The sequence below is a fragment of the Flavobacterium sp. PS2 genome (assembly GCF_046250155.1).
Taxonomy (GTDB): Bacteria; Bacteroidota; Bacteroidia; order Flavobacteriales; family Flavobacteriaceae; genus Flavobacterium.
Genome location: NZ_CP176426.1, coordinates 3,558,559 through 3,584,635, shown reverse-complemented (window position 1 = coordinate 3,584,635; position 26,077 = coordinate 3,558,559). Strand labels below are relative to the sequence as shown.

Annotated in this window: 22 protein-coding genes; 3 read left to right on the top strand and 19 right to left on the bottom strand. The window is 33.2% G+C overall.

The features are described 5' to 3' along the window. Positions 1-20: 20 nt before the first annotated feature. Entirely contained in the window at positions 21-401 is a 381-nt protein-coding gene (locus ACJ6WR_RS15740; protein WP_409415735.1) for a PcfK-like family protein, read from the top strand. Further along, positions 398-1,708, top strand: a complete 1,311-nt coding sequence (locus ACJ6WR_RS15735; protein WP_409415734.1) for a PcfJ domain-containing protein — start codon at positions 398-400, stop codon at positions 1,706-1,708. The genes ACJ6WR_RS15740 and ACJ6WR_RS15735 overlap by 4 nt, the downstream gene beginning before the upstream one ends. A gap of 167 nt (positions 1,709-1,875) precedes the next feature. Here the strand turns inward: ACJ6WR_RS15735 and ACJ6WR_RS15730 are convergent, their stop codons facing one another. The 11 genes from ACJ6WR_RS15730 to ACJ6WR_RS15680 form a co-directional block, all read right to left on the bottom strand. Then, on the bottom strand, positions 1,876-2,475 hold the full coding sequence (locus ACJ6WR_RS15730; protein WP_409415733.1) for a hypothetical protein: 600 nt from the start codon (positions 2,473-2,475) through the stop codon (positions 1,876-1,878). A 6-nt stretch (positions 2,476-2,481) separates the two neighbouring features. Continuing rightward, positions 2,482-2,673: a hypothetical protein gene (locus tag ACJ6WR_RS15725; RefSeq protein WP_409415732.1), complete on the bottom strand. Its 192-nt coding sequence runs from the start codon at positions 2,671-2,673 to the stop codon at positions 2,482-2,484. 150 nt (positions 2,674-2,823) lie between these two features. Next, positions 2,824-3,216, bottom strand: a complete 393-nt coding sequence (locus ACJ6WR_RS15720; RefSeq protein ID WP_409415731.1) for a hypothetical protein — start codon at positions 3,214-3,216, stop codon at positions 2,824-2,826. Between the two features lie 15 nt (positions 3,217-3,231). Further along, positions 3,232-3,471: a hypothetical protein gene (locus ACJ6WR_RS15715; RefSeq protein WP_409415730.1), complete on the bottom strand. Its 240-nt coding sequence runs from the start codon at positions 3,469-3,471 to the stop codon at positions 3,232-3,234. Positions 3,472-3,536: 65 nt separating this feature from the next. Further along, positions 3,537-5,018, bottom strand: coding sequence for a caspase domain-containing protein (locus tag ACJ6WR_RS15710; RefSeq protein ID WP_409415729.1), 1,482 nt, complete (start codon positions 5,016-5,018; stop codon positions 3,537-3,539). A gap of 180 nt (positions 5,019-5,198) precedes the next feature. After that, positions 5,199-5,753 (bottom strand): hypothetical protein, encoded by a 555-nt coding sequence (locus tag ACJ6WR_RS15705; protein WP_409415728.1) that lies wholly within the window; start codon positions 5,751-5,753, stop codon positions 5,199-5,201. Positions 5,754-5,888: 135 nt separating this feature from the next. Then, positions 5,889-7,052, bottom strand: coding sequence for a hypothetical protein (locus ACJ6WR_RS15700; RefSeq protein WP_409415727.1), 1,164 nt, complete (start codon positions 7,050-7,052; stop codon positions 5,889-5,891). 671 nt (positions 7,053-7,723) lie between these two features. After that, positions 7,724-11,620 carry a hypothetical protein gene (locus tag ACJ6WR_RS15695; protein WP_409415726.1) on the bottom strand — a complete coding sequence of 1,299 codons (3,897 nt, stop codon included), beginning with the start codon at positions 11,618-11,620 and terminating at the stop codon, positions 7,724-7,726. 701 nt (positions 11,621-12,321) lie between these two features. After that, positions 12,322-12,531 carry a hypothetical protein gene (locus ACJ6WR_RS15690; RefSeq protein ID WP_409415725.1) on the bottom strand — a complete coding sequence of 70 codons (210 nt, stop codon included), beginning with the start codon at positions 12,529-12,531 and terminating at the stop codon, positions 12,322-12,324. A gap of 583 nt (positions 12,532-13,114) precedes the next feature. Continuing rightward, positions 13,115-13,384, bottom strand: coding sequence for a hypothetical protein (locus ACJ6WR_RS15685; protein WP_409415724.1), 270 nt, complete (start codon positions 13,382-13,384; stop codon positions 13,115-13,117). Positions 13,385-13,489: 105 nt separating this feature from the next. Beyond that, complete coding sequence (locus ACJ6WR_RS15680; RefSeq protein WP_409415723.1) at positions 13,490-15,154, bottom strand: arylsulfatase; 1,665 nt, start codon at positions 15,152-15,154, stop codon at positions 13,490-13,492. 938 nt (positions 15,155-16,092) lie between these two features. Between ACJ6WR_RS15680 and ACJ6WR_RS15675 the strand changes: the two genes are divergently transcribed. After that, positions 16,093-16,299, top strand: a complete 207-nt coding sequence (locus tag ACJ6WR_RS15675; protein ID WP_409415722.1) for a helix-turn-helix domain-containing protein — start codon at positions 16,093-16,095, stop codon at positions 16,297-16,299. A gap of 404 nt (positions 16,300-16,703) precedes the next feature. Here ACJ6WR_RS15675 and ACJ6WR_RS15670 read toward each other — a convergent pair whose 3' ends face one another. The 8 genes from ACJ6WR_RS15670 to ACJ6WR_RS15635 form a co-directional block, all read right to left on the bottom strand. After that, complete coding sequence (locus ACJ6WR_RS15670) at positions 16,704-17,363, bottom strand: hypothetical protein (protein ID WP_409415721.1); 660 nt, start codon at positions 17,361-17,363, stop codon at positions 16,704-16,706. Between the two features lie 326 nt (positions 17,364-17,689). Beyond that, positions 17,690-18,283 carry a short chain dehydrogenase gene (locus tag ACJ6WR_RS15665; RefSeq protein WP_409415720.1) on the bottom strand — a complete coding sequence of 198 codons (594 nt, stop codon included), beginning with the start codon at positions 18,281-18,283 and terminating at the stop codon, positions 17,690-17,692. A 26-nt stretch (positions 18,284-18,309) separates the two neighbouring features. Beyond that, a complete protein-coding gene (locus ACJ6WR_RS15660; protein WP_409415719.1) occupies positions 18,310-19,359 on the bottom strand; it encodes an FAD-dependent oxidoreductase in 1,050 nt (349 codons plus the stop codon). Positions 19,360-19,675: 316 nt separating this feature from the next. Next, complete coding sequence (locus ACJ6WR_RS15655; RefSeq protein WP_409415718.1) at positions 19,676-20,524, bottom strand: AraC family transcriptional regulator; 849 nt, start codon at positions 20,522-20,524, stop codon at positions 19,676-19,678. Positions 20,525-20,862: 338 nt separating this feature from the next. Further along, the gene (locus tag ACJ6WR_RS15650; protein ID WP_409415717.1) at positions 20,863-21,348 is read right to left on the bottom strand and encodes a hemerythrin domain-containing protein; all 486 of its coding nucleotides are present in this window, start codon (positions 21,346-21,348) and stop codon (positions 20,863-20,865) included. Positions 21,349-21,475: 127 nt separating this feature from the next. Beyond that, positions 21,476-22,660, bottom strand: a complete 1,185-nt coding sequence (locus ACJ6WR_RS15645; protein ID WP_082017809.1) for a porin — start codon at positions 22,658-22,660, stop codon at positions 21,476-21,478. Positions 22,661-22,667: 7 nt separating this feature from the next. Then, positions 22,668-24,008, bottom strand: a complete 1,341-nt coding sequence (locus ACJ6WR_RS15640) for an anaerobic C4-dicarboxylate transporter family protein (RefSeq protein WP_409415716.1) — start codon at positions 24,006-24,008, stop codon at positions 22,668-22,670. Between the two features lie 412 nt (positions 24,009-24,420). Beyond that, a complete protein-coding gene (locus ACJ6WR_RS15635) occupies positions 24,421-25,830 on the bottom strand; it encodes an aspartate ammonia-lyase (protein ID WP_409415715.1) in 1,410 nt (469 codons plus the stop codon). Between the last annotated feature and the right edge of the window lie 247 nt (positions 25,831-26,077).

The following is a 26,077-nucleotide window of genomic DNA, read 5'->3' as shown; positions in this document are numbered from 1 at the left end:
AATCTTAAATCTTTTGAGTTATGAAAGCTTCTGACAAATTTAAAACTGTTATAGAAAATTATCTGAGTGAAACTGCGCTCAGCGATACTGCCTTTGCTCCACATCTCTGCAAAGCATCAAAGAACCTTGAAAACTGTATCAACTACATTTTTGGCGAAGTCAAAAAAACAGGATTATGCGCCTTTGACAATCAGGAAATCTTTGATATGGCTATCAAATACTATACAGATGATAGTATTGCAACACCTCCTCCAATCAACTGTAAAGCAGTGGTAAATCAGCCTGTAAAGGCTGATTTATTTACTCCCGTGCCTGATGTTCCGCAAAAAATAGAGCAGAAAACAGAGGTAATAAAAACTCCGAAATCGGTACAGACCACCTTAACACTATTTGACCTATGATACCCAAGACCATTATAGAAAAACAGATAGCTGACCTCAGCAGCACTCTCAAACCGATTAACGAGCAGATGCACGCTTGGGCAGAAAAAAGCATTTTCCTGAAATGGGGAGTGCTCTCACGTGGAAAATTCCACTGTTTGGAATGTGCGCACTGTTGGAAACCCGAATCGCAGAGTAAATCCTGTGATAAATTTATAAAATGTGCCGCTTGTGGGGGGAAACTCAAGATGCAGGGGTATAATCAGGTACATTTCAGAGAAATGGAATACTTTGCCGTTTTGGATATATGTCAAGGGTATCAGCTCGTACGTATCATTTGCTCGCACAAGCACATGAAAAAGAATGTTGTCCCGACCTACTCTCACAAAGAAGTCATGCAACATTGGATAAATCCAAAAGGCGAAGTACGTACCATGTCCCTTAGCACCAATGTTTTTTCGCCTGCTTATGATGCGTGGCAATACTATTCCTCCCTTGAAATACGACCAAAAGATTTTCAGAACTCACCAAAATACCGAATTAATCCGTACAAGGTGCATCCACATATGAAAGTGCTCCCTATCCTAAAAAGAAACGGATTTAAAACAAGCGTTTACGATATCGCTCCGCAAATTCTCTTTACTGCGCTGTTAAGAGATTCCTTTGCAGAGACGATTTTAAAAGCCAAACAGACTTCCCTGCTCGCCTATTATCTGCAATCCTCTCATCAAAAGATTATCCGTAACTGGCAAGCCGTAAAAGTTTGTTTAAAAAACAATTATAACATTACAGATTACAGTATTTGGGAGGATTATATTACCCTGCTGCAATGGTTTAAAAAAGACCTCAACTGTCCAGCTTTTGTCTGTCCTGAAAACCTTAATGAAGCGCATAATAAACTCGTTACTAAAAAAAGAGAATTGCAGCGAAAAAAATACCTCTTGAAAATGCGTGCTGAAATCCTGCAAGCGCAGGAATCATATGTAGAGGAAAAAAAACAGTTTTTCGGGCTATGTTTTACAAATGAAAATATTACTATTAAAGTGTTAGAAAACGTGCAGGATTTTTTGGAAGAAGGAGACACACTACACCACTGCATTTTTACAAATGAATATTTCAAGAAAAAAGATTCTCTGCTTTTTTCTGCTCAAATAGATAATAAACCTATGGAAACAATAGAAGTTTCTCTTTCTAAAATGAAAGTAGCCCAATGTCGTGGTATGAAAAATAGTAAATCAAAGCATCATAAAATTATTTTGAATCTAATGAAGAAAAACCTGTACCAAATTCGTACACGTATGAAGAAAGGAAAGCCTGCAAAATGCTAAAAGCGGAAAAACCGAAGCAACTTCGGTTTTTCCGCTTTTCATTGTCTAGACACTACATTGCTGGTTCGCTTTAATAATGTTCAGTTTGTTAATAAGCAATTTTAGGGAAAGCTTATAATTTACAGTATCAAATCTTCTTAATACTTCTTAGGTGGGGTCTGTCCAAGTTATCTTTCATTCTCCAAATCCTCAGGAGAAAAGCACCTGATTTTAATATTTCTCCTCGGATACTCTAATACTTTTACGCGGTTTTTAATTCTCTGGTAATCTGGATTTACAATAATAATTTCCTGTAAGTTATTGATTAAAGCTGCTCCTCCCAATACCTGGGAAAGTTCAGCATCCAATGGATCTAGTGACAAACCGTAGATAAGTATTTGATTGGCCTTTTCCAGAAATTGCATGGTCCTGAAATGATTGAACCCCATTTTTTTATTTTCAATATCGGAGCGATAGTTCTCCTGAGTGGTCTCAGAGGGTAGATATAAGTGTTCGGCAAACTCCACGCTGCCGTGAATATGAAGACATTTTAAAGTTTTTTTGCCGCCGTAAATTTGCTGGACAAAATCCTCTACATCCTGATTTATTACCGTATCCCAGTTAGTGGAAATCAAACAAACGCTATTTCCTGAATTATTAAAGGCAAATTTTTTCAGAATTTTTCGCATTTCATTTCGTGGTTTTAAAATTCCGCTGCTTTGGGCAATTTTTATTTCTTCGCAAATTATATTTTTTAAGGTCTCTGCATTTTCTATGGAAATTTTCAAATGGTTTTACGCAGCAGTAACCGGAATCTTCGAGTAAAATCTAAGCAGATAAATTAATCTGGCAAAAAAACCATTCGCCCCATCCGCATCTACGGTCAGGTCAGTAAAGGTTTTAATGGCATTTATAACTGGATTCCATGCATTTTCAACAGCGCCTGCACCAACTATTATTACGATGTTGTTCCTTTTTAATTCCATACTCAGTCAAATTTGAACAGATTTTCACACAACGCACTGGATTACAGTAAATTTAAAACTAAATTAACGCCTATTTTCGAAATAATCAAATTTTCCCAAGAACCAAATTAAATTGCCTTAAGTGAATTGCCCAAATTCGTTGTAAAGCTGCTATGACCGATATAAATAAGTTAAGACAGCCAAAAAAGCTCCAACACCTGCTAATATTGCCATTACTAACCATTTAATATTTTCAGTCTGCTGAATCCATGTCGTTTTAAATTGCCAGCGCAATATAAATTTTTGAAACCACGTTAAGTTGCAATAAACATCTGCTGGTGAATCGATATAAATATTTACATCCATAGTAAAATTATTATCGGTATTCATTCTTATTTTAGCAAAAAAAGGCTCTCCATCTCCATAAAATGGATGATTAAAAACTTCTGTTTGATTAAAATAAATTTTTCTTTTTTTTATTTTTCCAGAGCAATAATGAGTAAGTATTGACCTAAATCCGATACTTCCAGTTCTTCTGTAAAATTTTGTTTTAACTTCAAACATACTGACTATTAAAAATTATATATTCCTAAACCTTTTTATTTCCATAATGCTGAGTATTTTTTCACCATTGCGAGTTATAACTTTTAAACTTGCTGGCAAAAATGGCGGATTTACTGCTAACGTACAATTTACGATTTCTCCTTCAATTGTTTCGGTAATCACCTCGGAATTATATTTACCAATTTCAATTGATAAAGGAATATTCATTATTTCTTCAATATTCTCCTTTGTGTATTCTGATGGATTTCTAAACATAATTTTTAAATTTAATTTATTGATGATTGGCGGATTAATTATAGCTTCATTTGCTATTAAGTCCTTTATTCTAACATCTTTAATTTAGGGTTTTGTAATATGGCTTTATGAGTTTCTCTGAAGGCATTAATTAGTTTTTCAGGACTTGTCTCATAAGTAGTTGTTATGCTTATAGAATTGCTTTCTACGAAAATTTCATAATCTAAACCTTCAATGAATATTTTACATGAGTTTAAATTAGAAGGATTATAATCTACAGTTATAGGAGAATTTTCTTCTAAGGCCTCAACTTTGTCAATTAGGTTTTCAATTTTAATTGATTTACTAAGGTCAAACGTGAGTTTATTGAAATGTCTTGAAAAAACTTTATTAAAACCTGAATTTTTAACAATATCTGAATTTTTAAAATTTTCAAGACTCCGAATAACAACATATTCACTTGGGTTTGATTCTGACTGTGTAATGGTAATGGTATAATCAAAATCAGGTGTTTCTATTGATCCGCTACCTTTATCTGTGCTTGGTCTAATTTCTACTCTTTTATATCCTAATTCCTTTTTTAGAGATTCACTTAAATAACTGATTTCATCTTCAATTATTTTATTTGCAAGTTCTTGAATAAAACCGTTGGGAGTAGCACCAACATAAGTTGGCACTTTATGGTAACTCTTTTGAAAACCCGGAAGACTTTTCACTGAATCAGATTCTTCACTTAACAATGATATATTTGTAAATGTTATATCAGAAATTTTTCGATTTCTTTTGTTTTCTTCAAAAATTGGATTCAGATCCGCTATAATAAATTTATCAGTTTCACTTCCAAATTTTATGGGTGTTTGGTCTTTTTTAGCTACAGTATTTAACTTAACATATTCAGCAGTTTCTTTATTAAGATATGCTTGTAATTTGTCACTGAATAAAAGTCCTTTCTTGTAAACACCTTCCGCATCTCCTGACAAGGCTTTAATTAAAAAATGAGACCATACTCCATTTTTTAAATTTGGATGCGAGAATGATGTTTGATTTGTTTTGCAACTTCCAAAGCCAATAAAATATTCTTCTTGTCTAAATTGATAGACCAATTCATCAGCTTCAAAGCTATCCAATCCATCACGAATATACTCCCCTGCTTCGAAACCGCTGTGACAACAATCGAGAAATAAAATTTTATGTTTTGAAAGTGACCTTTTTAAATATCCTAAAATCGTATTTATTGGTACACAGGTATCTGGTTTTGCTGTTTTGATAGCATCTACAGAACCCAATAGGTTTTCTCCATTTTCATAAAAGCCATGGCCAGCGAAGTAGAATATAATTCTATCATTCTCTAACGCTCTTTCGCTAATCTTTTTTACTTTTTGAATAATCGCTGTTCTTGTTGCTTTTTCATTAATTAAGACTACAAAATCTTCATCCTCATAACCTAATTTTTTAAATGCGTCAATCAAGTCCTCAGCATCTTTTTTTGCATAAGCGACTTTTGGAAAATCTGAACTTTCAAAATAGTCTTCCACCGCAATTATTAAAACATATGTTACTCCTGTCATTCGTATATTTATTTGATAATGTTATCCTTTAACATTGATGATAACGTTCTAGCACTATATCAGGAATTGAACTAAATTAAGCCCTTTATTGGGATTTGCCAAATCAGCACAAATACAAAACCAACTTTAAAGTAATCCAATTACCTAAATTTGTTGTCTTACCTGTTCGTCAATTTCTATTTAAGTATTTTCTAAGTCGCCTGGAAATAATTTTTCAATTGAATCACCGGGATACATTCTCAACCATAATTTTACAATGTCTTCTTCTTTTTCTGGATTGTTATTAATCAATTTTAGTAATTCCAATTTTGATTCAGAACTTGGTCCGGGATTATGATAGTTTTTTGGGTCAAACGAAGAAATGAAATTTTCAGGTAATCTATCCTTGAAAATTGCTAGTAGAACCTCGGCTTTACTTTTTATTCCATGAGCATTTTTAGCTGACATAACAATTTCGGCTGCTTTCAAAGCAAACAAGTTTTCAGATTCAATTTTTTTTAATTCTCTTGCGCTTTTTATTTGAGAACGAACTGTATAAATGCCCAATAACAATGGTATCAATAATGAAAACCCTGTTATCAAAGCCTTAATAAGCTCATATTCTGCCTTTCGTTTTTCGTTTAATTTTTCAAATTCAAATTTTTGCTTTTCTAACTTGTCACTTTGAGAACTTGCGTAAGTTGTAAATGATATAAAAAGAATGAAGAATAAGCAATATAATTTTCTTCTTATCATAGAATATTTTGGTTTAGATGTGTTTCGAATTGTTGGCTAACGTTCTGATATTGCAACGGATTTGGAACTGGAATATGGCCTTATTTTGCATTTGCCGAATCCAAAACCGACTTTCCGTTAAACAAATTATTGGCTTTAATCCGTCGTAGCAGTTGGTGGTAATTGTTTTAATTCACTAATTCGTTTCAAAATTTCATTTGTATCTAAATGCTGATTTATTTCAATTACTTTTTCGTAAAAAGGCAATGGTAGTTTTTTTATACTTTCTTTTTTAAAATTATTTGTTTCATTTTTCCACTTATCATATTTTTCATTACCATACTTTACAAGTAAATCTATTATTCGGATCATTTCTCTTTCGAATCTTCGTTCAGTTATTTTATCAACTAAGTTGTTAAACTCTGCATTACTTGTTTTAATATCTTGCTTTGATTCATATCTTCTAAGTGCTTCATCAATCTCGATAGTCTCCTGTTGCGGAAAACTAAAATTTATGTTTGTAGCAGTCCAGAATCCATACGCCTCATCAAATAGAATACTTGCATCATACCATTCTCCATAAAAATTAGATGTTTTTTTAATGGTAATACCTTTTAATCCCTTTTCTGTACCGTGAACTACAACATCTTTTAGATCTGGAAAATGTCCTTTAATACTTTTTTCTTCAGAATACACTTCAAATGCTTTTACATATTCAGTTCTAAACTTATCAAAAAAGACAATTACATTCTCAATTAATGGGATGAGAAATTTTTGAATTGATACTCGATAATGAATTGTGCCATCGATAATAATTGGTTCAGAGTCAAATAAAACATAATCATCTCCGCTTATACCATATGCTGAATGGAAAAATGTATTTCTAATCTGCTCGTAATGTACATTTTCGAAAAAATCTATTAGTTTATCATAATTGCAATCGCTTAATTTTTCTTTAATAGCTCTTATTTTTTCTCCAGTTCCCAAAAGGCGTTCTTGTTTTTTTGTTTTCCAAAATAAACGTGATGAACCTCCAAAATCAAGAGCGTTTAAGCAAAGACTACCTATTATATTGTAAAAATCACTGTTTTCGAAAAAAGTGGAATAGATAAGTAGACCAATGCGGACTTTTTCGTTACCTTCCTTTTCGCTATATAAATTTTTGTAGAATTCTAATGCGCTAAACCATTCTTTCAGATTAGAGGCTTCATCAGGACTTCCAATGTGTTTATAATTTAGAATTGTTAAAAGAAATTGAAACTCATTTTTTGATTTTGCACTATTAAATAATTCTTCAATTTGATTTAGTGTATCTTCCATAGTACAATCGTTATAATAATTACCAGCAACTTACATTTCCGTATGATAAGATCACATAAAGCCTCCCACTTTTGGATAGATATATACGACAAAAGTCGTACAATATTTAAACCAAATATATAGATAATTCTTTACAATTATCAAAAGAAGTTTAAACCTATTGGTTGCAGTTATGCCATAATAATCCCGTAGAATTAAAGTTTAAAAGCATGCATAAAATTTGTCCTGCCCCGCAATGAAAAAATTTAAGATAAATGAAATCTTAGCAGACAATTGGATCGTTTCCCACAACGAATTTCCCAGATTTACCTGCGAATTTGAAACCAAAAAATTCCATGTCAGTAAAACTATAAATGAACTGGAGGATCCAACGGGAAATCCCAAAGAAGGTACCTTGCTTCTTAGAATGGAACAATTGCTACTAAAATATCACAAGAGTAAAAATGGCCTAATAGCTTCTTAATCTTTCAACAATCTTTTCCCATCATACGCTATATCAATTTCTGATGAATTCTGTATGTAAATTTAAAATGACTTGTTCCTACCAATTCCATCATTCAGGAACCACTTAATAAATGAATTATAAAAAAAGCGTCTTTATGATTTGGTTTATAATTAATTACTCCAATATATTTAAGAATTTAACGACCTGTACGTCCATCATTCAATACCTACAAATTAAAATGCATATCATCTCTCCCAAGGTATTCATTAAAAATATTCTTGATAACTAACTCCATTTCTTTTTTTTGCTCATTGCATTTTGCTGATAAATACTGCCATGAGAAGCCTATTGTTTGTCTCTGTTCGTCATTTAATAAAGACGCATTTTTCCCAAACCAATTGTTAATTACCTGCATTGTTGCAGCCAATCTAATCTTCTTATTTTTTATTGCAAATGCAGCAAATGTCCCGAAAGCTTTATTAATTTCAACATCAGTGTCATCAGACAAGCCCGCGTCCATTAGCTTAAATATTGTTATATCACTAGCTAAATATTCACTTTCAAAGTCTCTAGATATATAATCCTTAGCTACGTTCCAGTTTGAAGCGTTTGATATACTCTCAATGTTCTCGCAAATTGTTACCCTTGTAAATTCGCGTATTTCTTCGTTAACAGCTTCGTATAATATCTTTAAGTATTTTCCAATCTCAATATATCTATCATCCATAAGATATAAAATAAGGACCGAAGCTGTATATTTCGATAATATTTGATTACAATTAGATATTATGTTACTGAATAGATCTTCCGAATTATCCCAAAGCCCATTTCTTGTCCTGCGAAAATAAAAAATGTCCTCAATGAATATTTTTAATGCTAAAACAAAAGCTTTCTCTTCTGGATGAAGTAAACAATATTTTAGAACAGCATTCCATAACTCTTCGTTTTTAGAAGAGATTTGTTGAACTGAGAGGTCAACGTAATTTGCGTATATAATTTCTTCCAATAGGCAATCTCGCAGTAGTCCAACAACTGTTTCTACATCTTTTCCAGCAATTGAAAATCCTTTTGCTGCTATCTGTAATTCCTCGCAAGATTCCTTGTTGCAAAAAACTATAATTTTTGCATTATTGGAAAGATTTGGAATTTTTTCGATAAGCATATTTTGTTCTTCTTTGTTCAATATTTTCCATTTTAACACCAATAGGTTTATTAGATTCAACTGGAAGTAATCATCATTAAATCCCAGCATTTGTTTTACTAACTCTAGACGTCTTGCTTTATTAATTTTAGAAAATGTTTCATTTAAAAAAGGAAAAAATACTTCAACCATCATGAAAGATCTTTTAGGATCTTGGTAGTAACGCTGCAACCATCCTGTGTATGCACAAAGTATTGCTACTTTGCTTTTGTCTGTAATTAAAGCCTCCTCAAGAGTACCCTGAAAACGACCTTCATTAATTCTGGCATCAGTAGGAAGGTGTTTAAAAAGTATTATCATAAGCTCACCCCATAAGTACCACATTGGTTTATAAGCTGCCTCCGCAATTTCATACCACCAGTCAAACGTTGCAGTACTATAACCCGCTGAAAATTGAGTAAATAGAGGAATTGCCCCAAAAACGACAAAAGGATCGTCAAAAATTGAAAGCATAAAATCAAAAACTTCTTTCTGTTTACTTTTATTATTAAAATAAGGATATGAGCGAAATAGTCCCTTTATAAGTTGCAACTTTACAAAAGCATCATTTTCAAAATAGATCTCCTTAAGTTGGTCAAAGGTGTCCTCCGAAATACTAGCCGCAAGCAGGTATGCTGCATCCTCTCGAATGAATGCCTCATCATAGCGGAGAAAAGATTTCAAAGCTGTCACATCATAATGGAGTTGACTTATTGTAACCCTGCTGATACGAATCATTGATTCTAAAAGCTCGCCTGCATTTTCAGAAGGCAATAAAGCATCTTGCTTTAGATAGTCAGACCATGCTTGCTCGATTTCTGTTTTGCTTAAGTAATTTTTTGACCATTCTCGTTCAATATCTTCCACATCCGGGACAAAAGCTATATCATCCTGCCAAAAATACGTCGATCTTCCTGATTCAACCCGCCTCTCAAATAGTGTCCAAAGATTCCCTTTTTGCTCACTATTTAAAATTTCAAAATAAGAAATAAGAAAAAGAGCAGCTTCTTCTCGTACAACAACAAATGTAGACTTTGTCGCTAATTCCCCAAGTTTGATAATTTGCTGTTGCTGATCAGTGGTTGTAGCATTCTTAAATAATAAATGAAGATTTTTAACTGCATGCAATACAATCTTAGAATTCAGACAACCAATAAGTTTTCTTAAATTTTGCAAAGCACAGTTAAATCTAATGGGGTTATCGCCTGACCAAAGTTTTCGAGCTGCTTCTTGATAAATGGGATGCGCAAAGACATATTGGTTTGCAAAAACACTCAGGTATCCCAGGTCAATTAGGTTTGAAACAGAGTTTATGAGATCATTTTGACCGTATTCAAATTCTTTATATGTACAAATTGTATAGTCTTTTATATTTCGTCCAATCAAACCACTACCGGCAGAGAATGGATCAAACTTGTTAATACCCGGTAGGTATTCCTTGTCCTTTTCACTCATATATTCCAGCTCCGTATGGGACAATCCAAAGTGCGTTGTTGCCCCCATTGCCATAATTTCCATTGCTAGAATTAGACTTTTCTCCTTCAGGATCAAATTTGTTATATCCTGAGCTCTAAACTGCGCAAGATGTCTTATTTCTGCAACACTAGAGGGAATAGCATTGAAATCGTACTTTGATAGAAATGCCAGCTGTCCTGGCTGCAGAAGATCCTTACCATCTGAAACCGAAATAGCTTCTTTGATCAATTTATTGACTGTCTGATTTATCTTTACCGAGGACGCAGTCATTGCAGACCAAATCTCAAAAGCTTTTGATTCGTCTGTTAGCGTTAAGTCATGCCATTTAAACGAGGAAAGATATCCTCTATTACTAAGTGAGTTGGTCACCTGTGTTGTCGATGTGCAAATCAGGTAGCGATCTTTTTCTTTAGGAAGGTTATTGATCAAATTTTCAAGTTGTTTGCATCTTGCGTTATCACTATCTCCCGGATATTGACCAAGAGGGTCCTCGAGATAACAAATACGTCCTTCATCTTCGCTGTTACTTAATATAAATTTTTCAGCAGTTTGAATGTCATTTGTCACCAAATATTTAAATATAGGAAATTCCATAGATAACAAATTGACTATATAATAGCATCGTTGCGTTTTTCCACAGAGCGAAGCACCCGAAAGTAATAAAAGTTTATTCTCTTTTAACTCCTTTAGTAATATATCCTCATCTCCTATCTTAATGTAAGATTTAAGAAGTTGTGGTAAAAAGGGAAGTGCTTCACTAATTAAAGAATTTAAGACCTCAAGAATGTTTCCCCCTGATTCTCTCCCGTCCTTAATAATCTGCAATAATTTAGGTACTAAATTCTCCTGCACAGATATTGCGATCTTGCGATCGCCAAGTAATCTGGTTATTCTTTCATTAAGTACTTTTTTATCAACTTGGTCGACAATTGTTATCTTTTCTAATATCGAACCCACTTGAGGTACATCGAGTCCCTTCAGATGATCAGAAATGAAGATATTACGTGTAGCGGTTTCAGTACGCTTATTTATTATAGAGTTTCTAAATTCATTAAGAAGTCTTTTAGCTACCTTTTTTGTATGTTTTTCTAAACTTGCGTTATTTACAATAATCGAAAAGTCAGAGCTAAACTGCTCCGCTCGGGATGAGGTAAATATATAAAAATGTTCAGTCGTTCCATCATGCAGTTTTGAAAGCACATACTTATTATTACTTCTGGGATCAAACCTAGACAAACATTTTATGAAATAATCTATATCCAGACCAGGTTTTCTCTCTTTGCATTCAAATTCATAAGCCTGCTCAGTTCCATCTGTATCTTCCACAGTCAGACATAAATCACCTTTTCCTCCTCGGTCGATATAAACTCCGGTAACATTTTTAACATTTCTAAAATGTAAATATAAATAAAGGCTCGCTAAGTATTGATATTCATAACCTGCAGGTCCGTTCTGTGTAACACTCATATCTTAATAGTATTCTACCCACTCGAAATTATCATGGGAAATAGTTTCTAAAAATACATAAATTCTGCAACTTTTTCCTAGAAAAATTACCTATCCTATATATTCTTAGCACTCTACTTAAATAGACAAAAGTCCATTTTACAAAATGGTTTTGAATGTCATAAAAGTACATAATGCTAATTTCACTTCCAGAAAGTAACTTTACAATAACAACAAGATGTAAATAAAGTTGAGATACTATTAAGCTACAAAAAATAAAAATTCCAACTTTTAGCTTTCTGTGGTGAAATGGTGATGCATTAGGTTTTAAATATCTAAAAAAATCAGTATTGACAAGGACTGTAGAGCTTAGCTTTAAATCTGCCCCCCTATTGTACCTAAAATCTCTAACACCTAATAAACTGTAGCTTGCTAACTTCTGGCTCCAAAGTCAATAATGCTAATTTCAACTCCAGAAATTAACTGTACAGTATTGAGTAGAATAAAATGTATTTGAGGTACAAGTAAGATACAATTTAAAGAAGTACTATTAGAAACAAAATCAAAACAATTTTATAACACAGGCCTAAAATTTTAGTATTTAAAAGTTTTGTGGCATAATCATGGCGCAATGTAATTTATAAAACTAAAATTCCAGCAAAACAAAGGTTTGACAAGCTTAGGTTCGAAACTTTTAGGGCGTCCAAACTTAATTTTTAAAGTTATTCGATTGGCCTATAATTATAAGCGATTAATGAAAGCTTATATAAACTTTCAACTATTTCTTCTCCTTCTAAATCTGAAACATCTACAAATCCTTCGCACTTTCTTAATTCATCTAGGGTTAATTTACAATTGTTCTCACTAATTCCAACTTTAGGGTAAACTGATTTTTGCAATTTTGACTTGTCTTTTTTCTCATTAGATTTCATATCTTATCTAAATTAAATTCTTATATCATTTACCGTTTGTTTAGAACGGTAAATAATCACAACTAACCGCCTAAAAAAAACACTGACATACAAATGGTTATAAACAAAATTACAATTTTTATTTACACACGAGCATCTTAAACTCTATGATTTTATAGTCTGAATCAAAAAGAAATGTCCAAGATTAATGTTTCGGGTTCTGTCGCATCTGTCGGAATCAAATATAAGTATTTAAGTAATTTAAAACTTGAAGTTTCGTGGCAGAATCGTGGCACACCAATATTGTAAAAATAGAAAACGAGTTATAATAGTGGATCGAACAGTTAAGTTCGAATCTGCAGATCTCCGCTTAATTCAATCAGCTAAAAAATACCAAACTAAAGCAAATACAAATATTTGCTTTATTAATTAAAAAGGAAGTTAGTAAATAATCAACAAAAAAGAGCAGATGAAATATCTGCTCTTCAAAAATATTTCTTTAAATATTCCTATTTATATTTTTTGCACAGGCCTATAAGATTGTGATAATTGGAATTTCTATTTTAATTATGCAAAAAAAGTTTGTCGCAGATATTAAAGAAAGTTAATTAGCTGCTTTAAACCTTATCTTAATGGAACTTTCATCAGTAAACGGGTTTAAAAATATCAGGTCAGTATCTGCCAAAAATATTAAAGCGTCCAAAACCTTTGCTTGCTTTTCTCTTTCCAAAGATAAATCCTCACTATAACTATTCGCTAAATCAAAATGAGAGCTTACAATTTTAGTCAATTCTTCCAAAGTGAAGCTTTTGTTATAATTTTGGGCAAGAGTGCAAAATATCTTATTGTTCAATTTTAATGATATATCTGGCATGTAGCAGTTTTAACTAAAATTACAAAAAATATCAAGATTAAGAAAATAGATTATAAACTGCGTTCCTAATTATTATAGACATTATCTGTTTTTGCAATTAGAAAATTATTTTCTAATTGCATTTTGCTGAGCATGAATCATTTTTATTTGGTCTTTTACTCTTCCGCTTATAGCATCAATTGAGAAACTGGCAGGATCCTGACTTGGGGGATAGCTAACAAATGATTCCAAAAATGCTGCTCCTCTCTGAATACCTTCGGCTACAATATACATTTTTGTTGCCCACCACTTTTCATATACGAAAGAAGTAATATCGGCTCTTTCATAAGGATCCTGACGCAGATTGAATAATTTTGGAACACGGAGCGGAGTAAATGGATTAGCCCAAATACCAAATCCTCCCTGAGTTCTTTGTTCCTGAAAAACAATCTTCCAATCGTTCATTCTCATCGATACAAGTTCTGCATCGTCGTTAAAATAATAGAATTCAGTCCTTGCCGATTTTGGCTGTTTTCCGGTAAGATAAGGCAGTTGGTTGAAACCATCCAAATGGACTTTAAAATTCGTACCCTGTGATTTATAACTGGTTAAAAGTTTTTCCTTTATGGTAGGTTCGCCTGCTGCAGCAAGTACTGTCGGAAACCAATCCAATCCGGATATTATCTCATTAGAAACTTTCCCGGCTGGGATATTGCCAGGCCAGCGTATAAAAGCAGGAACTCGAAAAGCACCCTCCCAATTAGAGTCTTTTTCGCTTCTGAATGGTGACATTGCAGCATCTGGCCAGCTAAACATATTTGGTCCATTATCTGTTGTATAAATAACAATTGTATTTTCTGTTATACCTAAATCATCTAATGCTTTTAACATTAACCCAATATCTGTGTCATGCTCAAGCATACCATCCGCGTACTCATTGTCTGGCATGCCGCTTTTTCCACGCAAAGATTCACGAACATGAGTAAAAGCATGCATACGCGTTGCATTCATCCAGCAAAAAAAAGGTTTTCCATCAGCATTTTGTCTTTTGATGAAATCAATCGCGGCTGCAAAGGTTTCATCATCGATTGTTTCCATTCGCTTTTTGGTCAAAGGACCGGAATCCTGAATGGTTTGTTTACCTACCTTTCCAAAACGTGGGTCAACGGTCGGATCATCTTTATCTGTAGCTTTACATTTCAAAACTCCTCTTACCATATATGATTTTACAAATGCTGAGTCCTGATAGGGATAACTCGGATCTTCAGGTTCTTCTTCGGCATTTAAATGATAAAGGTTTCCGAAGAACTCATCAAAACCATGTACAGTTGGCAGGTATTTATTCAAATCTCCCAAATGGTTTTTTCCAAATTGCCCTGTAGCATATCCCAAAGGCTTGAGGGCTTGAGCTATGGTAATATCACGAGCCTGCAGACCTATGTTAACACCTGGCATACCTACTTTAGAAAGTCCGGTACGATAGCAGCTCTGTCCCGTAATAAGTGTCGAACGACCGGCTGTACAGCTGTTCTCTGCATAATAATCCGTAAACATGGTTCCTTCTTTAGCCAGACGATCTATATTTGGGGTTTGATAACCTACTAATCCATGGGTATAGGCGCTAATATTCGATTGTCCGATATCATCACCAAAAATTATCAAAATATTCGGTTTTTTGGTTGTTTGTGCTTTGGCATTCTGAAAAGGAATAAATGCTGTAGTAACCATTATAATTAATAGAACAGTACTTTTGGCAAATTTATTTAATGGTTGTTGCAGAATAGTTCTCATAATTTAAGCTTTTATAGTTATTTTTTTAAATATTAATTGCAGTTTATTATTACATAGAAAGCGATCTAAATTACGATTAACTATTGTCAAAAATTTCAGAAATTTGTTGCAAATTATAATTTGAAACCGATTTAATTTCAATTAAATAATGCTACAAAAGAATTAAAATGTCATTACCTATCTTTTAATAATCATCATTTTAATTCTTGTGGCAGAATCGTGGTACAGTGTTATTTCGAAAAATTAAAAACCAGCAAAACGATTGCTTAAGAAGTTTAGATTCGAATCTGCAGCTGGCCATATATCTCCGCTAACTTAATTAAGCAATACAGACTAAAAAAAGATAGAATAATATTATTATAAATAATTTTAATAAATTTGCCTCAACCACTGGGCTAATGTGTTCTTAAAAAAGATGTTATTACAATTTAATAACTCCACATTCTAATTTGAAAATTAAGGTTTGTTTGTTGATTTTTTGCAATGTTTTGTTCAGATTTTGTACCTCCATTGTACCTCGAGATCTGTCAATCCCAGTAAATACTGGTTGCTAACTTCTGTATCGGGAAGTAATTTCTTGCAAAAATAACATTTAATTAAGCCTCAATATCATGTATTGAGGCTTAACTATTTTTGATACATCCCCTTAACCTGTATCCAATGAAAGTAAATCATTTAAGTAAGAGAGGCAAAAAGTACAAAATTTCGATAAGTCTAAAAAAGAACAACAAAGCAAAATAAATCACAACATCGAATAATACAATTAGCTTAAGCTCTAATTAGGTTTTATAATCTTAGTGATACGTTTAATCCCCTTACATAGCCACCTAAACATTACCTAATTAAAAAAATAAGTAATTACTATAGGTGTATAGTACTACATTTATCTATTTCTAAATCTATCTATAGCTTTTTGTTTTATACTACTCCAAAAACATATGAGTAATATGTGCTCACTAATTACTGTTTTGCTAATTTATAATGTATATACCCTAGAAGAGTACATGATTCTAATTTGTCAGAAACTTGAAAAGCTTCGCCAGAATATGGATTACGTACAAAGTGACATCACAGATAAAGCTGGAATAAGCCGAAAAACTGTTAGTTCTATTGAGAACGGAAATAATTTTTCAGTTGAAATTTAGTAAAATTATTAATTACTTATAACCGAATAGAACCGTTTTTTAAACATGCTTACTTTACCTTATTTTACCATTTGATTTTGATATAAAACAGTATAAAAAGAGTTGAAGGAATTTAATAAAAAATACAAAAATCGCTTACAGCTGGCCAATCAAAATCAATGGGAAAATTAAAATTTGCACATTTGCACTTGTAGAATTTTAAAAACTAAAAATCTAAATATTTATATCAACTCTAAAATGAATAAAGAGATTAAAAAGAGTACTAGATTTTTAGCATCAAAAGAGAATTTTGCAAATACAAAGATTGAAATGATTAAATGGTTAGTTGGGTTATTTTTTGCTTTAGCATTGATGATAATTGGACTATATTTTAAATAATTAAAAAAAACTCTAACTTATAAAGTTTATAGAATAGTGTCTTTTCTTAGATTTAACTCTATCTTACCAACGATTATTTTTTCATCAGGTTCGTATAAAGTGCATTTAAATCCAAATGATTCGTAAAAAGGAATAAGCCAATTAAAACTTTTTGAATCGACATCTGACAGTTTACCAGTAATACTTTTAAAATTCTTTTCTAATGCCTTTTTAATTGTAAAATTCATGAGTACTCTACCATATCCTTTTCCTTTTCCTTCTATTTTTGATTGGAAACCTTCTATATGAATTTCTTCTCCACGTTTTGTGAATTCTATTTTACAATCCCCATATTTATCATTTCCATTTTCACCAAACAGTCTTATGGTATCAAATAAATTTTGATTAGAATATGAAATAATTACAAGTTCCTTTTTTTTGGTTGTAGTAAGTTCAAAAGTATTATTTGGGCTGTCCTCTAAGATTTCTTTGAACCTACTCAATCTTGCTGTTAAGGAATTATTTTCTGTAGAGAGATTTTCTTTTTCCTTTTTTAATGTATTAAGCTCTTTATATAAACCAGAAAATTTTTCTTCATTTTTTTTACTTTCTTTGTTTCTCTCATTTTTTAAAATGAATCTTGATATTGCTTTTAATATGAGAAGCAATAATTGAAATGGAAACAATATGATGTCTTTGATTTTCATAATCCAAATATAGTTATTCATAATTTAGTTCCATGTTTATAATTATTGAGATACTACCTAGAAAAAAGGTTCAACTTTAATTAAAAAGTCAAACCCTATAATTTTTGAAACCTTAAACACTTTTAATAGTCTTACAAATCTAATTACTTAAAAGGATTGGTATTATTAAGAATACTTTGTTTATCAGCTCTTAAAGAAAATTCAAATGCAGATTTCAAACTATCAAGATAATATTAAAATGAGAATAAGGTTTTCGATTGTCCCATCAACTCCTCTAAAACAGTTTAAAGCAACATAACAAAAGTTGCTTTAAACGATACTGAAGGTTATGGTTGTATAACCTTACCTGTAACATGGCCAAACAGGCTTTTTCGGAATGCATATTCAAGCTGTTTCATAGTGGTAGGAATCTCTCCGGGGAAGTACTGAAAATACTGAGGGGAGTTCTCAATAACAGTGGGGCTTACCGCGTTGATTCTGATACCATTTTCCAATTCAATGGCTGCCCCGCGCACGAAACCTTCCACGGCTCCATTGGCTGCCGATGCATTAGCAAAGTTCATTTGGGGCTCATGCGTCAAAGCGCCGGTTATAAGAGTAAATGATCCCTTTGGGTTGATGTGCTTCTGGCCGATGAGCACCAGGTTGATCTGTCCCATCATTTTCCCTTCCACTCCCAGGCGAAAAGTCTCGTTATTCAGTTTTTTCCAAGGCCCCATAAAGGTAGGACCTGCTGTAGAGATGAGTGCATCAAAAGGACCTGCCATAAGAAACATTTTTTCTATTGATGTTGCCGAAGTGATATCCGTATCAATATCGCTGTCTTTAGAGGCTACCCTAATGATTTCATGATCTTTTTCAAGGGCAGCGGCAAGATATGTACCCATGGTGCCTGTAGCACCGACTAAAATGATTTTCATTGTTTAAATTTTAAAAGTGAATATTCTTAGTATTTCATTGAAGCAGTATACTGGAACTGATCGAGGATTATTTTTTTACTGACAGACATGCCAGCTGCAGTGCCCATTGCTACTGCATTGGCAACCGTACGCATGTGGGTGCTGTTATCCCCACAGGCGTAAATACCAGGTACAGAAGTTTCCTGTAAAGCGTTGGTCTTAATATATCCCTTTTCTGTAAGCTCACAGTCCAAAGTTTCCGGTATACTGCTTTGAAGCTCAAAGGGTCTTGGAGCATATAAAGCCGATAAAGTAAATTTGGTACCATCTTTAAAAAAAATGGTATTGATATACCCGTTATTATGTTCTAGTTTTTGAATTTCTTTTTCGATTATAGTAATCTGATGCTCCTGCAACGCAAGGGACTGCTCATCGGTTAGACTTGTTTTTCCGTTTGTAAAAACGGTAAGGTCTTTGGTCCAATTGGAAATAAGCCTTGCAACATCAAACGCCTGTTCACCATTGGCTAAAATACCGGTTCTCAACCCCCTTACTTCATAGCCATGGCAGTATGGGCAATGTATCACAGAAATACCCCAGCACTCAGCAAAACCTTCAATTGCAGGCATGAGATCCCTGATTCCTGTGGCGAAGATTAATTTCCCTGCCCTAAATACCTCATCTGTGGCAAGGCATATTTCAAATCCATCATCAGTCTTTTTCCCTGTTGTTACAAGCCCGTTATAAAATTTCACATTCTCATATCGTTCTACCTGTGAACGTGCCACCGCTGCAATGCCTGCTGGGGTATTTCCATCTTGGGTAAGAAAGTTGTGCGAGTGTGGCGTCTGCGCATTGCAGGGCTTTCCACTATCGATAATAAGAACCTGTTTCAGTGCGCGCCCAAGAGCCATCGCGGCGGCAAGGCCGGAATAGCTGCCACCGACAATGATGGCGTCATATAGTATTTTGTCTTTCATAATAGGTCGTTTTATAAAGCCTAAGCCTTGAATTGGCACAGCTAGTGTTGTTAAAGCCAGACTGACCTGTGCAATGAATTTGCGCCGTGATAGTCCAGAATTATCTTCGGGTGTCATGCTTCATTTTTTATCGTGTGAAGAAATCCAGCGACCTAACAAAAGATCGACCAACGGAACACCCGCAAAGACAATCCACGGTACAAGTGCCAGTGTAAGGATTAAGGTTCTCACATAGAGTGGCAGCCCGGAGAGTGTCTCCCCGAAAAGAAACAGGAACAAAGTGATGGAGGGATAGATCGCAAGCCAGATCTTAAAGGATGCGATAAGTTTCATTTTTGTCTTCATATAGAGTACTTATGGGATTATTATATATCCACAAAGTTATAGAGGACTTTAGCCCTAAGGATAGGACAAAAACGGGATTGAATAGGACTTATTTTGAAATAATCCTGAAAGACTCCGGCGAGTGGCCTGTGTGCTTTTTAAAGAATCTGATAAAATAAGAGGGATCATCATAGCCAAGGTAATAGGCAATCTGGTTTACCTGATCTGAAGTGGCCAGGAGCTGTCGCTTTGCCTCAAGGATGATATGCTCGCTGATTATATCTGAAGGAGTCTTATTGAGCAACGATCTGGTAATAGCACCAAGCTGATAGGTCGAAAGATTAAGCATATCCGCATAATGGGTAACTTGTTTGAATTGTGCGATGCCTGTGTCGAGCATTTCAAAAAATTCATCTAGTTTTTCCTGAGGATACTGTCTGGCAGCTATCGCCTTACTTTCGTTATTGTGGCGGAGCCTTAATAGTTCAATAAAAAAGACACTAAGGTTTGCTTTTATTACTTCCCGATATCCTTCGCGCTCTTCCAAAAATTCCCTTACTATATCGTCGAGAAGTATAATTAGCCTATTCTCATTGCCATCGGCAAGTGTGCATATACTTTTATGACTCAGTTTTCGCAGCAGCTCTTGTGAGATAGAAAATCCATTTTTAAATTGAAGAAGATATCCTGTACTGCCCGCCTTCAACGTCAACCGGTGTACTTGGCCTGGCTTCATAAAGAATATGGAATTATTCGTCACCTGATACGGAATAAAGTCAATTTCATGACTTCCTGCACCGTTCTTGATTACCAACACATAGAAAAAGTCATGCCTGTGCAGGCTTTCAACCATATCTTTCCCTTCTGATAATGATTCAATAGTGCGTATAGCGAAGTTGCCCAATAAATGGGGTTCTTTTGTAGCATCCTTAATAGATCGTACCGGAATGACTTCCATCACTTTATTAGTTTAAACACTTTATACAGCCACATAAAAACAATATATCGTTCTTTAATACTTTACAAAGCTATACAATTTACTAAAAATCATAAGGGTTAATATAAGCGTAACTACAATTAAATTGATGGTATCTCTGAAAACTATTATTTCAGTTGCTACTTTCCCTTTACGTGATGGCCTTTTCAACATTTAAGGTGGTGATGAATACCTACGTAGATATGAATAGTCTTGCTCGCTTCTGGCTCTATTTTAAGTATCGTTGTCTGATATTAATCATCTGTTTCTCTCTTAACATCTATTAGATTAGAAAATGAATTTCGTAATTCACTAGTTCATCATTGCCAAAATATGTCATCCCATTCTTTATTATTAAATTCATGAGAAAGCACTTCTTCATTTAATAAAATTTGATAGGACGGAAAATTATTTCTAATTGCATTAAATATATTTTTCTCCTCGAAGCGTATTAATGTTTCAAGGTCATCTTCAATTCTACTTAATGATTTTTCGACTTCATTTTTTTTAATAAAATGCTTTGCCAATCTGCGATGTTGTATTAAAACTTTGTGTACAAATACATTTTCCATTCCTAAATTTGGAAAAATATGCTCTTTTTCTATTTGAAAATGAGGTACTAATTGATTGATATAATACCAATCTGCATAATTTTTAATTCTTTTTGGATCAATTTTTCGTCTAATCCCCATACGAATTATCGAACATAACTCTAATGACTGTACGTGGTCACGATGCAAAAAACTAAGTGTTTTTTCTACATTTATTTCATTTTCTTTATTAATTATGGTGGTAGTTGAATTCATTTTTTATTTAGTATTAGGGTATCAGATGCGAAAAAATCAGAAAAATATAGATCTTATAAACCCATTTGATACAGAATATATAAAAACCACTCAAATTGAGTGGTTACTTAGAAAAATCTAAATTTGATTACAAAACCAGTATTGGGGCAATAATTCCAAAACTTAGTCTTCCTGTATTAGCGTCTTTCAATCCAAACGTTTTTTCAACATAAGAGGAGTAATCATATCTTCTGGCTATATAACCTAAATAAAATTTCAGATTTAAATCTTTAAAAGGATAGTATTCAACAGTCGGAATCAGACCATAGCTAATAAACAATTTGTTGGATGCATTAACATCAGGATTGCCGTTCCAATACGAATTGTGGGTCATGAGGGTTAATACTAAATTCACTTTGGGTTTAACTCTATACTCTGCTCTTAACCAATTTTCGACATATACTACATCTTTTGATGCATCATCTCCTTTAACTAATTTTTGAACAATACCTCTACGGTCTAAATCTTCTGCACTATACTTAAAATCGTAATACAACAATAATTTATTGCTTTTAAACTTATTCCCAAGTGCGATATAATTCATGCTTGTATTTTTGGCTTCATTAAAAAAACCATAGCTATAAGACGTTTCAAATTTTCCTCCAAAAAAGCTTCCTTGCCAATTACTTACAAATGCCAAAGCCGTTTTCGATTCTACTGTCCCATCTGGTATATTATTATCGTATTGTTCTTTTAAAATGTTTGTTCTTGAATCTAATATTTGAAACTTTAATGTGTTCTTGCCATCTCTTAACTTATGGGATATACCCGCTCCTGTTAAATTGTGATCAGAGTTTTCTAAAATATCATTATACTCTAAAATATAAATTGCATTCATATCAAATTCATACCCTCCCAAATCAGCCAATAGTTTTCCCATAGAAAATTTGGTTCTAGGTGTAAAATCAATAAATAAAGCGGCAATATCTGTCGTTCTGTTTATGTTATCCTGACTACCTATTTTAGGCGTTCTGGTGTATCTGTCACGAAATCTAAAACTCACTTTTTCATGAATCTTTCCTTTTATTTCGAGTCTGAATTGACTAACTGAAAACACTGATTTTGAATAATCCCCATTTTTAAATTCAGAATTAAATCCAAAACGAGTATTAAAAATAACATCTATATCTCTTAATAAAGATTGCTTGGACGTAGGAATTATAGACTGATACATCTCAAGGTTCTCGCTTTGTTCTTGCGCAAGAATACTAATTGGGATCAATAAAACAATGAAACAAAACAACCCTCTTTTTATATTACTTATAGTTTTCATAATTCTTTTATAAAATAATTGAACCGATCAAAAAACCAACCGCAACCGCAACAACAGTAGCAACAATACCAGGTAGATTAAAACTATGATTGATAACATATTTACCGATTTTTGTACTTCCGGTTCTGTCAAAACTGATAGCTGCTAATAATGTCGGATAACCCGGTAATACGAAGAAACTATTTACCGTAGGAAAGGAAGCTATCAGAACTAAAGGGGAAAGCCCCAAAGCAATACCCAATGGTATCATCGTCTTAACAGCTGCTGCCTGACTAAACATTATGATTCCTAAAAGAAATAAGGCTATAGCAAATGTCCAAGGATAAGCAGTAACAACGCTACCTAAAGACTCTTTGATGACAACCGAATTATTTTCCATAAAAGTAGAAGCCATCCAGACTACTCCAAAAACAGATATAACTGCCGAAGCCATAGAACTGAATAAACTAACTTGGGTAACAGCAACTGCGCTCGTTTTTGTAATTAACATCATCGCAGCAGAGGCAGATAAAGTGATTAAACAAATAACCGCTACCATTGAAACTGTTCCATCGTCTTTAAGAACTAAATTTTTTGTTCCTGGTCCAAAATTGGGTAATAAACCTGGAAAGGCTCCAGCAATTACAATTAGTAAAATTGCAACACTAAAGATCATAACCGCAGTTTTAGCTCCGGTTCTTACTTTTGTTTCATTGCCTTCTGTATTGGAATCAATACTTTTAGCAAACTGTGGATCTTTCATTTTCTCAATAAATATAGGATCTTGATTTAACTCAACTCCTTTTTTTCTAATCACAAAACAAGCAACTAATGTCCCAACAAGACCAGCAGGAATAGCAATCATCATGACATCAAAAAGAGCTCCCGGGTAACCTAATAACACTACAAGAGCTGCTGTACATGCACTAATAGGACTTCCTGTTAAAGCTAAATGTGAGGCAATTACCGATATACTAAGAGGGCGCTCTGGGCGTATTCTTTTCTTTGTAGCAACTTCAGAAATGATGGGTAATATAGAATACACTATGTGGGAAGTTCCAGCAAATAAGCACAAAAAATAAGTTGCAAAAGGAGCAATAAAAGTAACATTTGAAGGATTATTTCGAATTACTTTTTCGGCTAAACTTACCAAGTAATCTAGTCCTCCTGACGCTTGAAGGGTTGCTGCTGTGGTTACAATAGCAATAATAATTAACATAACATCCATAGGCGGCTCCGTTGGTTTCATATGAAATCCTAGTACGAAAATCACTAATCCGAAAATCCCCATTACACCGAGACCTATACCTTTCATTCGTGATCCGATAAGAATCGCGATTAAAAGGATTGAAAATTCTATCCAGAACATAATAATTGTTTTAAATTGATTTGATTTAGTCCACAATTATACCAGGAGGTACCTAAAAGCAGGACTCCTTCCAATTATAATTGAATACTATTTCTAAAAATATTTTTGAATCTTTGTTCTATCAGCTATTTTCAAAAAAGGAAATAGTAATAAAACGCTATCATTTGAGGATTAAGATTATCCCCAACAATAAAAAAAGGGCAGTGTTATCTTCATTAAGTAAAGTAAACCACTTGAATCTGTTGTATTTGAGTTTTATACAACAATATCTTTTCTGGATGTGTTCCAAGTGAATTACTTACAGAAGCATTAATACAACAGACTATCAAACCATTACAAACTATTCTTTTATCATTTTCGTTTGCTACTACCTTAACGATAAAATGGCTGGAGTCTGAACATTCATAGCTATTTATGAATTTATGAATTTTGGGTTTATCAAATTTTCTAATGAATAAATCTCATCCCATTTGTCTTGAGTAATTTCCTTACGTTCTATTACTACAATTTGATGTATACTTTTGTTTGTTTTAAGTGCTTCTCCAGCTATACCAGCGCATACTTCATATCCAAGAATTGGATTCAGTTGTGTAACAATTCCAATACTATTCATAACCATATTAAAACAATGATCCGTATTAGCTGTAATTCCAACAATACATTTATCAACTAAGGTTTCAATTGCATTACCCAAATAATCTAATGAAGTAAACATCGCAAAAGCAATTACTGGTTCCATAACATTTAATTGTAACTGACCTGCTGATGCTGCCAACGTCACTGTTAAATCTTGACCAACAACATAAAAACAAGTCTGATTTACTACTTCTGGAATTACAGGATTTACTTTTCCTGGCATAATTGAAGATCCCGGTTGACATGCTGGCAAATTAATTTCATTAAATCCTGTTCTTGGACCTGAACTTAACAAACGTAAATCGTTACAGATTTTAGTGATTTTAACCGCAGTTCTTTTTAGAGTGCCCATAATTTGAACATATGCACCTGTATCAACTGTTGCTTCAATTAAATCTGGAGACAATGTTAGGGGAATACCTACTTCTTTCACTAAATAATCCACACAAATCTCAGGATAACCTTCTGGAGCATTTACTTTAGTTCCAATAGCAGTTGCTCCCATATTAATTTCTAACAATAAACTTTGTGCCTCTTTTAATCTCTTAATATCTTCTCCAATTGTAGTTGCATAGGCATGAAACTCTTGCCCCAAAGTCATAGGAACTGCATCTTGTAATTGTGTACGTCCCATTTTTAATACCCTTTTAAACTCCACTCCTTTTTCAGAAAAAGCAACTTCTAAACTGCTTAAAATAGCAATAAAGCGATCCATTTTTAGATAAAGTGCAATTCTAAATGCTGACGGATATGCATCATTCGTAGACTGAGAACAGTTTACATGATTGTTAGGATGCAGGAAATTATATTCTCCTTTTTTATGACCTAAATATTCCAGCCCAATATTTGCGATTACTTCATTTGCATTCATGTTTACTGACGTTCCAGCACCACCCTGAATCAAATCACTAACAAACTCCTGATCAAATTTACCTGCAATAAGCTGGTCACTTCCATAACAAATAGCTTCGGTAATTTTTGCATCTAAAACACCACAATCTTTATTTGCTAATGCAGCAGCTTTTTTTACATATCCTAAGGCTTTAATAAACAAAGGCTCTTTTGAAATTGAGATACCTGTAATATTAAAATTTTCTACGGCTCTAAAAGTCTGTATACCGTAATATAAATGATTCGGGATTTCTAATTCACCTAAAAAATCATGCTCTTTTCTTGTAGTTTTCATAATAAAATTAATTTCTAATTATTTAATAAATTGTTATAAGTATTTCTAAATACTTTATTGAAAGGATTATTACTAAATTCTGCAAAGCTTGCAAGCATATTTACTGAGGAGTAATCATTATTCTGATGTAAATGTGCGCTTGCTATGATGGTAAAAGGATGATAATTATCATAACGATTCAGTTATTTTAAAAAAAATTAGTTGCAAATTTTATTTGGACATATTAGCAACCTGTTTACTTTTGTAA

Excerpts from the sequence above, each read along its gene's own strand:
- ACJ6WR_RS15685 (WP_409415724.1), bottom strand. The coding sequence starts at position 13,384 with ATGCCAGATATATCATTAAAATTGAACAATAAGATATTTTGCACTCTT.
- ACJ6WR_RS15735 (WP_409415734.1), top strand. The coding sequence starts at position 398 with ATGATACCCAAGACCATTATAGAAAAACAGATAGCTGACCTCAGCAGC.
- ACJ6WR_RS15700 (WP_409415727.1), bottom strand. The coding sequence starts at position 7,052 with ATGGAAGATACACTAAATCAAATTGAAGAATTATTTAATAGTGCAAAA.
- ACJ6WR_RS15645 (WP_082017809.1), bottom strand. The coding sequence starts at position 22,660 with ATGAAAACTATAAGTAATATAAAAAGAGGGTTGTTTTGTTTCATTGTT.
- ACJ6WR_RS15695 (WP_409415726.1), bottom strand. The coding sequence starts at position 11,620 with ATGAGTGTTACACAGAACGGACCTGCAGGTTATGAATATCAATACTTA.
- ACJ6WR_RS15720 (WP_409415731.1), bottom strand. The coding sequence starts at position 3,216 with ATGTTTGAAGTTAAAACAAAATTTTACAGAAGAACTGGAAGTATCGGA.
- ACJ6WR_RS15670 (WP_409415721.1), bottom strand. The coding sequence starts at position 17,363 with ATGAAAATCAAAGACATCATATTGTTTCCATTTCAATTATTGCTTCTC.
- ACJ6WR_RS15705 (WP_409415728.1), bottom strand. The coding sequence starts at position 5,753 with ATGATAAGAAGAAAATTATATTGCTTATTCTTCATTCTTTTTATATCA.
- ACJ6WR_RS15710 (WP_409415729.1), bottom strand. The coding sequence starts at position 5,018 with ATGACAGGAGTAACATATGTTTTAATAATTGCGGTGGAAGACTATTTT.
- ACJ6WR_RS15655 (WP_409415718.1), bottom strand. The coding sequence starts at position 20,524 with ATGGAAGTCATTCCGGTACGATCTATTAAGGATGCTACAAAAGAACCC.
- ACJ6WR_RS15635 (WP_409415715.1), bottom strand. The coding sequence starts at position 25,830 with ATGAAAACTACAAGAAAAGAGCATGATTTTTTAGGTGAATTAGAAATC.
- ACJ6WR_RS15640 (WP_409415716.1), bottom strand. The coding sequence starts at position 24,008 with ATGTTCTGGATAGAATTTTCAATCCTTTTAATCGCGATTCTTATCGGA.
- ACJ6WR_RS15660 (WP_409415719.1), bottom strand. The coding sequence starts at position 19,359 with ATGACACCCGAAGATAATTCTGGACTATCACGGCGCAAATTCATTGCA.
- ACJ6WR_RS15740 (WP_409415735.1), top strand. The coding sequence starts at position 21 with ATGAAAGCTTCTGACAAATTTAAAACTGTTATAGAAAATTATCTGAGT.
- ACJ6WR_RS15690 (WP_409415725.1), bottom strand. The coding sequence starts at position 12,531 with ATGAAATCTAATGAGAAAAAAGACAAGTCAAAATTGCAAAAATCAGTT.
- ACJ6WR_RS15665 (WP_409415720.1), bottom strand. The coding sequence starts at position 18,283 with ATGAAAATCATTTTAGTCGGTGCTACAGGCACCATGGGTACATATCTT.
- ACJ6WR_RS15725 (WP_409415732.1), bottom strand. The coding sequence starts at position 2,673 with ATGGAATTAAAAAGGAACAACATCGTAATAATAGTTGGTGCAGGCGCT.
- ACJ6WR_RS15650 (WP_409415717.1), bottom strand. The coding sequence starts at position 21,348 with ATGAATTCAACTACCACCATAATTAATAAAGAAAATGAAATAAATGTA.
- ACJ6WR_RS15675 (WP_409415722.1), top strand. The coding sequence starts at position 16,093 with ATGAGTAATATGTGCTCACTAATTACTGTTTTGCTAATTTATAATGTA.
- ACJ6WR_RS15680 (WP_409415723.1), bottom strand. The coding sequence starts at position 15,154 with ATGAGAACTATTCTGCAACAACCATTAAATAAATTTGCCAAAAGTACT.
- ACJ6WR_RS15715 (WP_409415730.1), bottom strand. The coding sequence starts at position 3,471 with ATGTTTAGAAATCCATCAGAATACACAAAGGAGAATATTGAAGAAATA.